The sequence below is a fragment of the Cytobacillus firmus genome (assembly GCF_023657595.1).
GTDB classification, from domain to species: domain Bacteria; phylum Bacillota; class Bacilli; order Bacillales; family Cytobacillaceae; genus Cytobacillus; species Cytobacillus firmus_B.
In genome coordinates this window covers 3,093,170-3,108,864 of record NZ_CP098323.1, presented here as the reverse complement: position 1 = coordinate 3,108,864, position 15,695 = coordinate 3,093,170, and the positions used below count along the sequence as shown (strand labels likewise).

General features: G+C 43.0%; 16 protein-coding genes. 13 read left to right on the top strand and 3 right to left on the bottom strand.

Features of this window, described 5'->3' with window-relative positions:
• The first annotated feature begins 164 nt into the window (after window positions 1-164).
• A complete protein-coding gene (locus NAF01_RS15705; protein WP_250800779.1) occupies window positions 165-1,226 on the top strand; it encodes an SDR family oxidoreductase in 1,062 nt (353 codons plus the stop codon).
• A gap of 37 nt (window positions 1,227-1,263) precedes the next feature.
• Here the strand turns inward: NAF01_RS15705 and NAF01_RS15700 are convergent, their stop codons facing one another.
• Complete coding sequence (locus NAF01_RS15700; RefSeq protein ID WP_048009956.1) at window positions 1,264-2,373, bottom strand: aromatic acid exporter family protein; 1,110 nt, start codon at window positions 2,371-2,373, stop codon at window positions 1,264-1,266.
• A gap of 196 nt (window positions 2,374-2,569) precedes the next feature.
• Between NAF01_RS15700 and NAF01_RS15695 the strand changes: the two genes are divergently transcribed.
• Entirely contained in the window at window positions 2,570-3,085 is a 516-nt protein-coding gene (locus NAF01_RS15695) for a YbaK/EbsC family protein (RefSeq protein ID WP_048009957.1), read from the top strand.
• 83 nt (window positions 3,086-3,168) lie between these two features.
• On the top strand, window positions 3,169-4,347 hold the full coding sequence (locus tag NAF01_RS15690; RefSeq protein WP_048009958.1) for a M20 family metallopeptidase: 1,179 nt from the start codon (window positions 3,169-3,171) through the stop codon (window positions 4,345-4,347).
• A 43-nt stretch (window positions 4,348-4,390) separates the two neighbouring features.
• On the opposite strand, the gene NAF01_RS15685 is transcribed toward NAF01_RS15690, so the two are convergent.
• Both NAF01_RS15685 and NAF01_RS15680 read right to left on the bottom strand, forming a co-directional pair.
• Window positions 4,391-4,600, bottom strand: coding sequence for a hypothetical protein (locus tag NAF01_RS15685; protein WP_035329519.1), 210 nt, complete (start codon window positions 4,598-4,600; stop codon window positions 4,391-4,393).
• 259 nt (window positions 4,601-4,859) lie between these two features.
• On the bottom strand, window positions 4,860-5,750 hold the full coding sequence (locus NAF01_RS15680) for a LysR family transcriptional regulator (protein ID WP_048009959.1): 891 nt from the start codon (window positions 5,748-5,750) through the stop codon (window positions 4,860-4,862).
• Between the two features lie 196 nt (window positions 5,751-5,946).
• Here NAF01_RS15680 and NAF01_RS15675 point away from each other — a divergent pair, with 196 nt between their 5' ends.
• From NAF01_RS15675 to NAF01_RS15630, 10 genes are all read left to right on the top strand, one after another.
• Window positions 5,947-7,755 (top strand): assimilatory sulfite reductase (NADPH) flavoprotein subunit, encoded by a 1,809-nt coding sequence (locus tag NAF01_RS15675; protein WP_250802490.1) that lies wholly within the window; start codon window positions 5,947-5,949, stop codon window positions 7,753-7,755.
• Window positions 7,756-7,780: 25 nt separating this feature from the next.
• Entirely contained in the window at window positions 7,781-9,502 is a 1,722-nt protein-coding gene (gene cysI / locus NAF01_RS15670) for an assimilatory sulfite reductase (NADPH) hemoprotein subunit (protein WP_197216810.1), read from the top strand.
• A gap of 753 nt (window positions 9,503-10,255) precedes the next feature.
• Window positions 10,256-11,260, top strand: coding sequence for a nuclease-related domain-containing protein (locus NAF01_RS15665; protein WP_226617556.1), 1,005 nt, complete (start codon window positions 10,256-10,258; stop codon window positions 11,258-11,260).
• 53 nt (window positions 11,261-11,313) lie between these two features.
• Complete coding sequence (locus NAF01_RS15660) at window positions 11,314-12,474, top strand: pyridoxal-phosphate-dependent aminotransferase family protein (RefSeq protein ID WP_226617557.1); 1,161 nt, start codon at window positions 11,314-11,316, stop codon at window positions 12,472-12,474.
• Between the two features lie 14 nt (window positions 12,475-12,488).
• Window positions 12,489-12,962, top strand: coding sequence for a GyrI-like domain-containing protein (locus tag NAF01_RS15655; RefSeq protein ID WP_250800778.1), 474 nt, complete (start codon window positions 12,489-12,491; stop codon window positions 12,960-12,962).
• A gap of 60 nt (window positions 12,963-13,022) precedes the next feature.
• Entirely contained in the window at window positions 13,023-13,544 is a 522-nt protein-coding gene (locus NAF01_RS15650) for a DinB family protein (protein ID WP_226617559.1), read from the top strand.
• 83 nt (window positions 13,545-13,627) lie between these two features.
• The gene (locus tag NAF01_RS15645; protein ID WP_197249410.1) at window positions 13,628-13,780 is read left to right on the top strand and encodes a glycine zipper domain-containing protein; all 153 of its coding nucleotides are present in this window, start codon (window positions 13,628-13,630) and stop codon (window positions 13,778-13,780) included.
• A 13-nt stretch (window positions 13,781-13,793) separates the two neighbouring features.
• Window positions 13,794-14,453 carry a hypothetical protein gene (locus NAF01_RS15640; protein ID WP_226617561.1) on the top strand — a complete coding sequence of 220 codons (660 nt, stop codon included), beginning with the start codon at window positions 13,794-13,796 and terminating at the stop codon, window positions 14,451-14,453.
• 15 nt (window positions 14,454-14,468) lie between these two features.
• Window positions 14,469-14,927 (top strand): GNAT family N-acetyltransferase, encoded by a 459-nt coding sequence (locus NAF01_RS15635; RefSeq protein ID WP_197249412.1) that lies wholly within the window; start codon window positions 14,469-14,471, stop codon window positions 14,925-14,927.
• Window positions 14,928-14,938: 11 nt separating this feature from the next.
• Window positions 14,939-15,688, top strand: coding sequence for a class I SAM-dependent methyltransferase (locus tag NAF01_RS15630; protein WP_163141079.1), 750 nt, complete (start codon window positions 14,939-14,941; stop codon window positions 15,686-15,688).
• Window positions 15,689-15,695 lie beyond the last annotated feature (7 nt).

The window sequence follows — 15,695 nt, the reverse complement described above, 5'->3', positions numbered from 1 at the left end:
ACAAAAATACTTATCCTAAAAATGGCGCCTGGGGAAAAACCAGGCGCTTCTGTTATTTATGAACATGCAAAACCGATTCAGGTGAATGTATTTCCATTGCTTTTAAATGCATTTCCCGCTAAAGTTTTTACAGGGATGTTAGATAGAAAGGCTGTGATTCTTCTTTGAATATACTAATTACAGGTGCAAACGGATTTTTGGGGAAAAAGCTTTCATTAAAGCTTTTGGAACAAGGTCATAAACTTTATTTACTAGTCAGAAGCAGAAAGCGGCTGGATGCCTTCATGCAAAGCGAAGGAAGCGGCTTTTCCAAGCAGATTCATATTTTGGAAGGCGATGTTACAGAAAAACATCTTGGATTAAATAGAGAACTTGTGGGTTTATTAAAAGGAAAGATAGATGCCTTATACCATAGTGCAGCACTTCTGTCATTTGATGAAAGAGATCGGGAAAAGACTTTTGAAGTGAATGTGAGTGGAACAGAAAATGTTCTGAAGCTTGCTTTGGAAATAAATTGTCCTAAGGTTTTATATATCAGTACAGCTTATACGGTTGGGACAGAGACTGAGGGGGCGGAGGCTCTTTATTCAGCCGACAGGCATTTTGTAAATCCCTATGAAGCTTCCAAATGCGAGGCAGAGCACCTGGTATATACATTCCGGGATAAATTGGATATTGTAATTCTCCGGCCCGGGATTATCATCGGAGATTCCAGAACAGGTGAAGCTGATACAAACTTCGGTTTATACGGATTTTTAAAAGGCATTAAGATCTTAAAAAAACGGTCCCTGCGAAAACCAAACGGCCAAACCTGCAGAATCTATCTGGATCCTGAAGTGGCCCAGAATTTCGTGCCGGTGAATTATGTGATAGATACACTGCATGCCGCCTTGATTCATGCAGAGAATGGCGGGATTTACAATATTACAAACCCTAACCCGCCTCTGCAATCAGATGTGTATGAAATAGTAAAAGAGGTATTGGATTTTACGCAATTGGAGATGTGTGTGCCTGTAGAATCTGCAGAAATGACAAGTGAGGAAAAGGCATTTCATGATTCAATGAGCATCTTCCACAATTATTTCCAGCGGACCATTGATTTCCCGTCAGACAATACGGAAAAGCTGCTTGCAGTTGCAGGGATTCCCATGCTGCAAATGGATCGTGATGCTTTAACGAGAATCATAGCAGGATATTTGATGGGTAGAGCGAGTATATCTTCATAATGGAAAAAGACCGGGGATTTGAATTCCCGGTCTTCCTTTATTCATTCATGCCTGTTTCCCGCTTTTTGGCCACCTGCTTCAATGGAGCTTTTAAAAGCTTCCGGTGTTTAACTTCCATAATTTGAATTTGATTTAATTCCTCAATTAAGTCATGGATAGAGAGAATTTCATAGAGAATGGCTGTTTCAGGCTGGACATGGTGGTGTGTGCGCGGTTTTAAACCGCCTGCAGGGTCCAGCTGTTTTTGCTCAATAAACCATTGTGTTACCTGGCTGATTTTTTCCCGCTGGGTTTCTGAAATAAGAAAGCCCGGATCATACAGACTGTCTTTTAAATCCTCAAGGACTGACAAGGCGAACTTCTTCCTGCTCTTCTCAATGTCCAGCCGGCCAGGCGCCAGAAAGATCAAGTTTCCGGTGTGATAGGTGATTTGTCTTAAGATGGTCAGTTTCTTATATTCATAATGAAAGTCGCGCATATCCTCACGGCTGAATCGGTGATATCTGTATTCAGCTTTTTGATAGTGGCATAATGTTTCGGTCTTATCGATATCTTTTATAAGTCTTTGAAAATCAGAGCGGACATTCCTATCAGATTCTTGTGAATTAAAAATCTCAATGCCTCTTTTAAGTAAAATGTCACCGGAACCTCTGTATAAGGCATGTATGTTTTTTATGATTGATTTTGAGTAATTGGGAGGCATGACAAAAAAGTTAACTGCCGTGGAAACGACAATACCGGTTGTGGTAGTCCCCAATCGAATGAAAAAAGACGACAAATAATGGTCATGAACGGTAGAAATCATAGCAACTCCAGTCAACGTAGCCACCAGCATCCCGTCATGAAGCTTCAGCTTATGGCAAACGATGATTGTCGCAAGCGAAACAGAAGCATAACTGTAAGGGCTGTCCCCGAAAATGAACGTAAATAATACAGCAAATCCCGCTCCAATGGCAGCCGCCGGAAACCTGACATATGCTTTCCGGATGGAGTCCGCAACAGTGGGCTCAATGGTAACGATGGCCGTAATTACAGCAAACATGGCTGGCCAATTCAGCATATGACAAATAAAAGCTGTTATAAAAACAGCCAGTCCGGTTTTGGCAATGCGTCCTCCTATAAATTTATATGGAATAGTCTGTTTCATAAAAAATCCTTCTTTAAATCTGTGTTTTTAATATAAATTTATATTAGTGCAAGGAACCAATAAGAGCAAATGCAAATCTTCTGATAAAAGAGTATTATCACGGTGACAGGCTCAGATAGTATGTTAAAATAGACAACTATAAAGTATAAATATTGAATATATTTAACATTTTAACAAAGGGGAAGGGTGAGATTGAGTGTCAATTGAAAGTGTGAAAGCCCATTTTAAGAAATGGGACAGGGAACAGGATGTAATGGAGTTTGATTCTTCAAGCGCAACAGTGGAGCAGGCTGCTGAAACAATCGGTGTCTGCTCTGCCCAAATTGCCAAGACGCTTTCCTTCAGGGGTAATGGGGACGAAGCAATTCTTGTGGTGACAGCAGGCGACGCGAAAATTGACAACAAGAAGTTCCGGAAAACGTTCGGATTTAAAGCCCGTATGCTTTCAGCGGATGAAGTTCTCGAACAGACCGGCCATGCTGTTGGCGGAGTGTGTCCATTTGGACTGAAGAATGACCTGGAAGTCTATCTGGATGAATCTATGAACAGATTCGAAACCCTTTTCCCTGCATGCGGAAGCAGCAATTCCGCCATTGAACTGACTCCTGATGAAATCAATACATATTCAGATGCCAAAGCCTGGGTGGATGTCTGCAAGGATTGGGAGGACGCACTGATCGTTGAACGGCCTTTGGAGAAAATAACGAAATAATTCGTGCTGTAAAATAATATAGAAATGTATTATTATAATTATATATGAATAAATATAGATTTGCGGATTAGGAGAGCAGATATATGGGGAAAAATCTTATTATTAACCAAATCGATGAGTTTCAAGATGATTTTAATAGAATAAGCACTTACATAGGCGAGAATCCCGAACTGGGGCATGAAGAGTACAAGGCATGCAAAGTATTGACAGAGGAGCTTAAGAAGCATGGTTTTACCGTGGAAATTGGCACTTGCGGTTTACCGACTGCTTTCACGGCTACTTATGACAGCGGGAAAGAAGGGCCTGTAATTGGATATATGTCTGAATATGATGCATTGCCTGAAGTTGGGCATGCATGCGGCCATAATCTTATTGGGACAATGGGGATTGCTGCCGGAATTGGACTGAGCAAAGTGATTCATGAAACAGGAGGAAAAGTCATTGTCTTTGGCACGCCTGCAGAGGAGACAAAGGGCGGCAAGGTGACCATGGCCGAAGCAGGTATTTTTGACGCTTTGGATGCAGCGATTATGGTTCATCCCCTCGACAATTATGTGAAGAGCGGTTCATCACTGGCGATGGATGCGATCCAGTTTGAGTTTTTTGGAAAGTCAGCACACGCAGCTGCCAGCCCGCATTTGGGAATAAATGCGCTGGATGCTGTTCTTCAAACGTTCAGCAGCATAAATGCTTTGCGCCAGCATATCAAACCAGATGCCCGAATCCACGGCATTATTACGGAAGGGGGCAAGGCTGCAAACGTTGTTCCGGATTATGCGGTTGCCCAATTTTATGTTCGTGCTGCAAAGCGTGAATATGTAAATGAATTAGTAGAAAAGGTCAAAAAATGTGCTGAAGGGGCAGCTCTGCAGACTGGTGCAGAAATGAAGTGGTCCTTTTATGAATTCTCTTATGACGATATGGTTACGAACAGTCCTTTATCAGAAGCATTTAATAAGGAACTGATTTCCCTAGGTGTCAATGAGGAAGAAATAATGGAACAAAAGGATGGCTCAGGTTCTCTGGACATGGGAAATGTCAGCCAGTCAGCACCTTCCATTCATCCCTATATTAAAATTACAAACGAGGCTTATGCCTGCCATACACATGAATTCCGTGAAGCTGCAATGAGTGAGCAGGCCAGAGAAGCCATGATTCTTGGAGCTAAGGCAATGGCACTTACCGGGTATGAAGTATTAACAAATAAGGAGCTTTTAAAAAGGGTTAAAGAAGAATTTGAGTCGAATAAGACATTAGCATAAGTTCAAAATAAGGCCATGATCCCCAATGGATCATGGCCTTTCATTATGATAAGCTATTCCATTCTGAATACAGTCCGGTTCCATTGCAGCCCTGGCAGTCAAATTGATTAGCATGATAAGCGAATTCATTCCCCGGATAAAGTGAAAAACCCCTGCCGTAACAGTCCGGACACTTGTTTTCTTCCTTCATGCGATTGACATGATTCTGATATCTCATTTCGCGCCATTCATTAAAGGCATTCAATAATCCCATTTTTTTCACCTCAGCCATTTTTTCCTTATTTTGAATAAAATGGACAGATTTTATACACGTCGACACTATAATATATGAATAAAGTGGGACTAGTGTGAAAAAAAGCTTGTCTTTTTTTTGAGTCTGAACCTGGAGCAGCTTCGGACACAGCGGTCAGGTTTTTCTAATGTTGAGTTCAAACCTGAAGCAACTTCGGACACAGCGGTCAGGTTTTTCCATTTTTGAGTCCAAGCCCGAGGTAACCTCCGACTCAGCGCCATTATTTATGATGCCATCTTTCGCTGAGAGCTTCGATAAAAATGCTGACATTCCTTTTTTCCTGCATTATGGGAGAAAGTACATAGGACAGAGTGCGTTTGAATTCCTGACTTTTCACCTTGATGATACACAGGTTGTTTTGTTTGACGTCTCTTGCGACTACGCTTCCGGAAAGAATGCTCATTCCCAGCCCATTGATGAGTGTTTCTTTTATTCCCTGGTTGCTTGAGATCGTCAGGAGTGATTTCACCTTAAGGCCATTTGATCTGACCACATGGTTAAAATATTCCCGGGTTCCTGAGCCGTTTTCCCTCATGATCCAGGCCTGATCCTGGAGATCAGCAATGGTTGCTTCTTCTTTTTGTGCCAATGGATGCTGGTTGGAGGTCACAATAAATAATTCATCCTCTAAAAAAGGAGTCACGATAAGCTCTTTTTCATTTGTCTGGCCCTCAATTAAGCCGATATCGACATGATGGGAGCGGGTCGACAGGACAACTTCCTCCGTGTTGGCGATCGTAATCTGGAGATTCAGTTCAGGATATTCATTCTGCAGGTCAAGAAGAAGGGGAGGAAGGATGTATTCCCCTATTGTGAAACTGGCCGCAATTTTCAAATCCCCTTTAATGGTATGCTGCTGATCTAAAATTTCCTGCCTGGTTTGCTCATAAATGGTAATCATCTGCTTGGCCCGGTCATATAATATTTCACCGCTGGGCGTAATCTTTAAGTATTTTGGTGAACGCTGAAAAAGTTTTGTCTGAAATTCCTTTTCCAGATTTTTTACGTGCATGCTGACACTGGGCTGCGACATGAGAAGGAGCTCAGCGGTCTTTGTAAAATTTTTCACCTCAGCCAAGGTTACGAATGTTTTTAACGCATCATAATGCAAAATATCACCCTTTTGTAATTAATAATATTAATAGTTATGATAATTAATATTTATTTTACTAATGCTAAATCATTCGGTAAAGTATTAGATATATATTTTTTTAATTATAAACCCGACTTTTTTTATAGGAAAAGAAGAATTTTTAAAAAATAAGAATAAACCAGCCCTACTCTGCTGGTTTGCGAGGTGGATCATGTTGCAACTTCAGGTAATGAACAGTCCGTTTAACCAGGAGCAGACAGAGCTCCTGAATCGTCTTCTCCCGACTCTGACAGAGACTCAATCCCTCTGGCTGAGCGGGTATCTTGCCGCGATACAGTCCTCAACTTTGCAGGCTGCCCCTGCAGTGGAAGAGCGTCCAGCATCGGCAGCGGCGCCGGCTATTCCAAAGGAAGTGACCATTTTATTTGGATCACAAACCGGGAATGCGCAGAATCTGGCAAAAAAAGCCGGGAAAACGCTTGAGGAGAGAGGTTTTCAAGTAAACGTTTCAGCAATGAGTGACTTTAAGCCTAATAATCTTAAAAAGGTCAAAAACCTGTTAATTGTCGTCAGTACTCATGGTGAGGGAGACCCTCCGGATAACGCATTAACATTCCATGAATTCATTCACGGAAAAAGAGCTCCAAAACTTGAAGACTTCCGTTACTCCGTTTTAGCTCTTGGCGACAGCTCATATGAATTCTTCTGCCAGACTGGGAAGGATTTTGATAAACGTCTCGAGGAGCTTGGCGGAACGAGAATAACACCAAGGGTAGATTGTGATCTTGATTTCGAAGAGCCTGCAGCAGTGTGGGCGGAAGCTGTATTAGCCGGCTTGAGCGATGGGGAAAGCAGCAGTCCTTCTCCTTCAGCCGCTTCAGTTTCAGCTTCAGCACCTGCCGAGTCAGTTTATTCCCGATCGAATCCGTTCCGTGCAGAAGTGCTGGAGAATATTAATCTCAACGGCCGCGGCTCCAATAAAGAAACACGTCATCTAGAGATTTCGTTAGAGGGTTCAGGACTGACGTATCAGCCTGGTGACAGCCTGGGAGTATACCCAGAGAACGATCCTGAATTGGTTGACCTGCTTTTAACTGAGATGAACTGGGATCCTGAGGAAGCAGTCAGAGTGAAGGAGGAAACAGTAAAATTAAAAGATGCACTTTCGTCTCACTTTGAGATTACTGTCCTGACCAAGCCGCTTGTAGAAAAGGCTGCAAAGCTTTCCGGTAATGAAGAGCTGCACCAGCTTGCATTAGACAGCAGCCGATTGAAATCCTATATCGATGGGCGTGATTTAATTGATTTAGTCCGTGATTTTAAGCCATGGAGCAGTTCGGCACAAGAGTTTGTCTCTATACTGCGTAAGATTCCTGCGCGTCTATATTCTATTTCCAGCAGTTTTGAAGCAAATCCTGATGAAGTACACTTAACTATCGGTGCAGTCCGCTATGACGCCCATGGCCGTGAACGTAAAGGGGTCTGCTCGATTCTATGTGCAGAGCGCCTCCAGCCTGGTGATACACTGCCGGTATTTATTCAGCACAATGAAAACTTTAAACTGCCTGAAAATCCGGAATCACCAATTATTATGGTTGGTCCCGGAACAGGAATTGCACCGTTCCGATCCTTTATGCAGGAGCGTGAAGAAAACGGCGCGGAAGGGAAGTCCTGGCTATTCTTCGGCGACCAGCATTTTGTAACCGATTTTCTATATCAGACTGAATGGCAAAAGTGGCTAAAGGATGGAGTCTTATCGAAGCTGGATGTCGCTTTTTCCCGTGATGATGATGAGAAGGTTTATGTTCAGCATAGAATGCAGGAAAACAGCAGGGAACTATTCCAGTGGCTCGAGCAAGGTGCGGCAGTCTACATCTGCGGCGATGAGAAAAACATGGCGCATGATGTCCATAACACACTCATAGATATTATTGAAAAAGAAGGCGGTATGAGCCGCGAACAGGCTGAGGAATATCTTGCCGATATGCAGAAAAATAAACGCTACCAGCGCGACGTATATTGATTTGGAAGGAAAGGAGTTTTTCAGCATGGTAAACCCAAAATTAAAAGCACCGGACGGACCTCCCAGTGATGTTGAGGGAATTAAGGATCGAAGCAACTTTTTGCGCGGAACGCTGGCGGAAGTTATGCAGGATCGGATCAGCGCCGGTATCCCGGATGATGATAACAGACTAATGAAGCACCACGGCAGCTATCTGCAGGATGACCGGGATCTCAGGAATGAACGCCAGAAGCAGAAACTTGAGCCGGCTTATCAGTTTATGCTCCGCCTGCGTCTTCCCGGAGGTGTCGCATCACCAAAGCAATGGCTAGTCGTGGATGACCTGGCTGAGAAGTATGGCAACAGCACTCTCAAATTAACAACACGCCAGACCTTCCAGATGCATGGAATCCTGAAATGGAATATGAAAAAGACCATCCAGGCCATTCATTCAACGATGCTTGATACGATCGCAGCATGCGGAGATGTGAACCGGAATGTCATGTGCATCTCCAATCCCGATCAATCTGAAATTCATGAGGAAGTGTATGAGCTGGCGAAGATGTTAAGTGACGATCTTCTGCCCCGCACACGTGCCTATCATGAAATTTGGCTGGATGAAGAAAAAGTAGCCGGCTCTCCAGAAGTGGATGAAGAGATTGAGCCGATGTATGGCCCGCTTTATTTGCCGCGGAAATTTAAGATTGGGATCGCTGTACCGCCTTCCAATGATATTGATGTCTTTTCACAGGATCTCGGCTTTATAGCGATAGTTGAAGATGGCAAGCTGGCAGGCTTTAACGTGGCAATTGGCGGAGGAATGGGCTTCTCTCATGGAGATAAAGCCACATACCCGCAGCTTTCGAAGGTAATTGGCTTTGTGACGCCAGATAAAATCTACGAAGTGGCTGAAAAGACTATTACGATTCAGCGGGATTACGGAAACCGCTCCGTCCGGAAAAATGCACGATTTAAATATACGGTTGACCGCCTCGGGCTGGAGACTGTTATTGAAGAACTGGAAACCCGCTTAGGCTGGAAACTGGAGGAAGCACGCGGATTCAAGTTTGATTCCAACGGTGACCGCTATGGATGGGTAAAGGGTGTCCGCGGAAAATGGCATTTTACGATGTTCATAGAAGGAGGCCGTGTGGCAGACTTCGAAGATTATAAGCTGAAAACAGCATTGCGGGAGATCGCCAAGGTTCATAAAGGCGATTTCAGGCTGACGGCCAATCAGAACCTGATTATCGGCAGTGTGGCTGACGAAGATAAAGCTGCGATTGAGTCGCTGATTGAAAAATATGGCTTAACAGACGGAAGCCGCTACAGTGCGCTGCGCCGTGGATCCATGGCCTGTGTGGCTCTGCCGACCTGCGGTTTGGCGATGGCTGAGGCTGAACGCTATCTGCCAGGATTGATCGATAAAATTGATGAAATCGCTGATGAGGCGGGCTTGCGGAATGAAGAAATCACGATCCGCATGACCGGCTGCCCGAACGGCTGCGCGCGTCACGCACTCGGAGAAATCGGCTTTATCGGCAAGGCGGTCGGCAAGTACAATATGTATCTCGGGGCAGCCTTTGACGGAAGCCGCCTCAGCAAAATGTACCGCGAAAATATCGGGGAAGAAGAAATCCTGAACGAGCTGCGCGTCATCCTGCCGCGCTACGCCCGTGAACGTCAGGACGGCGAGCATTTTGGCGACTTCGTTATCCGGGCGGGTATTATTGAAGCGACAACGGACGGGACTAATTTTCATAATTGAGGTTGAGGAAAGATGGGGCTTGTGCCCTGTCTTTTTTTCTTGGTGTGCTGAGCTGAGCTGTGGGCGTGAGCGCACAGAAATATTTTTAATCGCACATATTTTCTGCCTATCTGCACACAAAATCGATTATCCGCACACAAATTTCGGCTATCCGCACATAAACACTCTCTTCGCAGCTTTTCATAGAGGATTTGCAGGAATATTGTTGAATTTTTTAGTATGAAACAAGAATGGAGTGAAAAAATGATCCTCAAAGAACGAAAAATCCCACTTTAATGAGCTTTTGCCCTGACATTTTTCTTGGTGTGCTGAGCTGAGCTGTGAACGCACAGAAAAATTTTTATCCGTACATATTTTCTGCTTATCCGCACACAAAATCGATTATCCGCACACAAATTTCGGCTATCCGCACATAAACACTCTCTTCGCAGCTTTCCATAGAGGGTTTGCAGGAGTATTGTTGAATTTTTTTAGTATAAAACAAGAATGGAGTGAAAAAGTGATCCTCAAAGAAGAAAAATCCCTCTTTAATGAGCTTTTGCCCTGACATTTTTCTTGGTGTGCTGAGCTGAGCTGTGAGCGCACAGAAATATTTTTATCCGCACATATTTTCTGCTTATCCGCACACAAAATCGATTATCCGCACACAAATTTCGGCTATCCGCACATAAACACTCTTTTCGCAGCTTTCCATAGAGGGTTTGCAGGAATATTGTTGAATTTTTTAGTACGAAACAAGAATGGAGTGAAAAAATGATCCTCAAAGAACGAAAAATCCCTCTTTTGATTCGCAAAACAGAAGCTCTCCTCCGCAGGCTTCCATCCCATCACCCAAAAATCACACTCATTAACGAAGAAATGAATAAAAGACTTGCCGGTTATAAAGGAGAAACTTCATTGGATTTTCAACTTGATTTTCTGGACAGTAAGGAATATTTTATTCTTCATGATCTCCGCTTGCCGGATAATGATCGCTTTTTCCAAATCGATACTCTTATACTTACGAAAAAGTTCGCACTAATACTTGAAGTGAAAAATATAACAGGAATCCTGCATTTTGATACAGTATATAATCAATTAATTCGTATTAAGAATGGAAAAGAGCAAGTTTTTCCTTGCCCTTTAATTCAGGTAAATAGGCAGGCATCACAACTTAGAAGGTGGTTTAAAGCCAATGCCAGTAATGAGGAATTACCGGCCTATTCTTTTGTAGTCATTAGTAATCCGCATACAGGAATTAAAGTCATTCCCCATCATATTGACCTCAGCCGTAAAGTTATTCACCGAAATACTCTTCCTATAAAAATTGAGCAGATAGAGAGTTCAATTAAGAAAGATATCAGTGAAAAACTCCTTAAAAAGATCATTCGCTTATTAAAGAAGCAGAGCACTGAGCAGGAAAGCTCAATTCTATCAAGATTCCAGATCAATCAATCTGAAATTCTTACGGGCGTGTTCTGCCCTGCATGCAGCTTTCTGCCTCTTGAAAGAGTAAGTCGCACATGGTACTGTCCAAAATGCAAGATTACCAGCAAAGCAGCACATATGAAAGCATTACATGACTATAGTCTTCTGCTGGGACCTGCCATCACAAACAAGGAACTCAGAAACTTTCTGCATGTTTCTTCATCCCATGCCGCAACAAGGCTCCTTCAATCCCTCAATCTCCCCCAAACCGGAGCTCAGAAAAATAGAACATATACACTCATGTTCCCAGATGAATCCACGAATCAAAAAGGAATTAAAAGAGGTATTTAATAGGAAATGTCGAAACATTTAGATATCTAAAACCAACCAAAGGAGGATTTATCATGCCAAACGAGGAAATGCTTTTGATCCCGGGACCTACACCTGTTGTGGATTCGATTTATGAGGCGATGTCACAGGAAACAAGGGGGCATACGGATCCGAGATTTGCCGCTGTTTATAAGAGTGCGATTGAGAAAACGAGGGAGATGCTGAAGACAGATGGTGAGGTGTTTGTGATCTCCGGCTCCGGTACGATTGCGATGGAAATGGCTCTGGTGAACACGGTAGCAGCAGGAGAACGGCTATTGATTATAAGCCAGGGCTTTTTCGGTGATCGTTTCCTGCAATTAGCCAAGGCGTTCGGAATACAGGCAGATATTATTCAATCCGAATGGGGGAAGCAGGTGGACCCCGCCGCTGTTGAGGAAAAACTTGCATCACGTTCCTATAAAGCGGTGACGATAACCCATGCTGATACCTCAACCGGTGTTGCGGCTGACCTGGATTCCCTGATACCTATCACTAAAAAGCATGGGGCACTGGTTATTCTGGATGGAGTCTGTGCGACGGCTGCGATGGAAGAGGATATGAGCAAGTCATATGGCGAAGGGAAAATTGATGTCGTATTAACAGGCTCACAGAAAGCGATCGGTGTGCCGCCAGGACTCGCTGTTGTGGCATTCAATGAGACAGCATTGGCTGCCCGTGAACAAATGGAACGGGTTCCTGCCTACTATTGCGATATTTATAATTGGATTCCCATTATGCATGATCCGCAAAAGTACTTTGCTACGCCACCTGTTAATCTGATTTATGCCTATGAGGAGGGAATGAGGCTGGTGTTAGCGGAAGGAATGGAAAACCGTTACAAGCGCCATGAAGCATTTGGAAAAGCTGTCAGGGCTGCGCTTGCTGAATATGGAATGAAGGCAATTGCTGATGAAAATGCCGCTGCAGCTACTCTCAGCTGTATCCTTTACCCTGAAGGTATGGATGATGCTGAATTCCGGGCCTCTCTTGCGACAAAAGGTGTTATTGTTGCCGGTGCCCTGGCTCATCTTGCGGGGAAAGCATTCCGAATCGGCCATATGGGGAATACGACTGAAGACATGCTTGAAAGGGCCATTGTGCTAATCGGTGAAACAATGAACGAAATGGGCTTTGACACAGATATCCAAAAAGCAGCTGAGAGGTTTAGAGAACTGGCATTGCCCATTGCTTAATAAGGAGGGAAAGGATGTCTGAATTGATTTTGCGGGCTTCTGAGACAGAACGCGGAAGTTTGAGACTAATAGGGATCCGCGTCTTATGCCCGCCGGATCAGTACCTGGCTGAAATTCCGCGGGCTATTAAATTATTTACGGAACGCCTTACAGAAATTAAGGGAGCTGTAAATCCAGACCGGCTTGTTGGTGCTTTTAAAGTGGAGGAAGACTCTCCTGAAGAAGACGGCTATTGGATTGGCATTGAGGTAAAGGAATTTATCGGAGTTCCTGATGGAATGTTCTCATTAGAAATTCCACCGCAAAAATATGCCTCTATCCGGCACAATGGACCTAATGATGAGATTGGAAATTCCTATAGGGAATTGCACAGCTGGATTGAAGAAAAGGGATACAATCGGCTGAAAAATGAGTGGCACCTAGAAATCCATCATAGCTGGGAGAATATTGAGGATTTAGATATTGAGCTGCTGGATACGATAGCATAATGTTAAAGACTGCCATCCCGGCAGTCTTTTCCCTGAAAAAGAAGAAGGGAGAATTTAAAAGTGATAGATTATCGAATTAAACATGTGAAAGGTTACGATGAAAAAATTGGAGAACTTGTGTCAATGCTTGAACATGCCAGGTCTGTGACTCTTAATGATGTTGCTGGCTTGACACAGAAAGAGCTGGATTTTCTTCCTGATGATAACAGTAATTCAATTGGATCACTTTTGAAGCATATTGCTTTTGTTGAATATGTTCACCAAATCATTACTTTTGAAAATAGAGATCTTAACGATGAAGAATATTCAAGATGGGCCGCTGCGTATGAATTGGGTGAGAAAGCAAGGAATGAAATTAATCATCATCCTCTAGAATTTTACTTGGATGACCTATCATCACTTAGAGAGAAAACGTTAAACCTTTTAGCATCCAAACAGGATAGCTGGCTATATGAAGAAGGAAAGTGGAACAATGGAGTCCCTTTCAACAACTATTGGTTCTGGTATCACGTTATGGAGGATGAAATCAGCCATCGGGGGCAAATTCGGGTGTTAAAAAGACAGCTGGCAGCTCAGAGATGATAAGAATTCTTTTTTCCAAAAATATGAAACTAAACTTCTATTAGATCGTATATAAGGTAAAACATTTAAAGGCGGTTTAATGGATGATAAAAGTGAATTGGGGTTTTTCAGGAAGCGGAATGGCCTCTGGTCTGTCGCTGGGATTAGTTTTTGGAATGCTTTTTGAAAATTGGGCTTTGGGCATTGCCATGGGAGTTGCTTTCGGGGCATCGTTTGGATCCTCAGAAAAGAAGTAAAGGAGGATCTGACTTGATTAAAAATAAAAAGCTCTTTCTGACATCAACTGTCTTAATCGTTATTTCCATGGCATTAAACTTCCCTTTTCCGCATGAAAATCGACTAGGTGATACGGGAATAACAATTTTAAATATCCCAATCAACTCGGCAGATGGCTTTAATTTTGCAGGATTATTTATTCTCATATTACTAGTCCTGGGTATGGTCTTGCTTCATCGTTCACTCGAAAAATATCATTTACGATCATTTTTTGCCGTTATCATCATCGTTTCCCTTCTGCCTCCTTCTCTGGCAGAGGCTTATCAAAAAACGCTGGCCAATGGCATCAATGCCGTTTCCTATATAAAAGATGAAAGTCAATGTAAGTTTGTAATGATTGGTGAAGATACTTTGAAGGGAAAGTGTGAGCTGCCATTTGAAAATTACAGCAATGAAGAAGTGTCTTTTACTATCGGCTTTTATGACAGATATTTATTTGAAGAGGATGTAAAGATGCTTTCACTGATGAACAGCGGTGAACCTGCTAACGTTAAATTGCTCCCTAACGAGGTAAAGCTCATCCGGATTGAGAAAGAGATCGATGTGTCACAAATCAAAAACCATGTTGAAAATGGAGAGGCCGCTTATGTAAGCATCATTATTGATGATGGTGAGAAAAACAGGAAATTGTAAGAGGGGCTGAGGCTAATGACCATTAAGTTAAAACCCGTCACAAGAGACAACTGGGAAGAAGCCATACAGATGAAGGTAAAAGAATGGCAGCGTGATTTCGTTCCCTCAGCGGCTGTATCACTTGCCAAGGTTTATATTAAACCAGATGGGGATGCAGTAGAGTATATTCCATTCTCAATCTATGACAATGATAAAATGGTTGGTTTCATCATGCATGCCTATGAACCGGATACAGTTAATATGTATTGGATAAACGGTTTTTTTATTGATCAGAAGTATCAGGGCAGAGGCTATGGCCGTGCAGCATTAGCCGTGATGATCAGCTGGATAAAAAGTAAATTTCCAAAATGCGAGGAAATCCGCTTAACGGTTCATAAAGATAATCAACACGCAAGGATACTTTATAAAAACTTCGGATTTTCCCCCACCGGAGAGATATGGGGAGAGGAAGAGCTTTACTATTTTTTGGTTTAAGGGAGTTATTTATGATTAATGAAACACTGGAATTAAATAAGAAAAGCTGGGATGAAGCGGCTAAAAGGTTTTATGGTCGCAATCCGCTGCCTGAATATGGACCATTGGCGCCAACTGAAGATGACCTTCACTTGTTTGGAGATGTGAGCAGTTTAAAGATGCTGGAGATTGGCTGCGGCAGCGGGCATTCCCTAAAGTATTTGGACCAGCGGGGAGCAGGTGAATTATGGGGATTGGATTTATCGTCCCGACAAATCGATGCTGCCAAGGAACTTTTGAAAAATTCCTCCTCAAGAGTAAAGCTGGTTGAATCCCCGATGGAACAAAATCCCGGGATCCCTGCTGATTATTTCGATGCCGTTTTTTCCATTTATGCGATTGGCTGGACCACGAATTTAGAAGAGACGCTGAAAAACGTTCATTCCTATCTTAAATCAGGCGGGATGTTTATTTTCAGCTGGGAGCATCCCTTGTATAACCGGATTAAGGCTGAAAATGGAGTATTAATTATGGATAAATCCTATCATGAAGAAGGCCCCTATCAGCACATTGCATGGAACCAGCCTGCCATTATGCAGCAATATAAATTAAGTACATATATCAATCTATTAATTGAAAACGGGTTTGTGATTGAGAGGGTAATTGAAGATGTAAGTCTTACTGAGCAAGATGTTCAGCGGCATGCCAATCAATGGTATTCCTATGAAAAGGCGAGAGCAATACCCGCTGCTTTTATTATTAAATGCAGAAAGTTATTTTAGGAGGCAG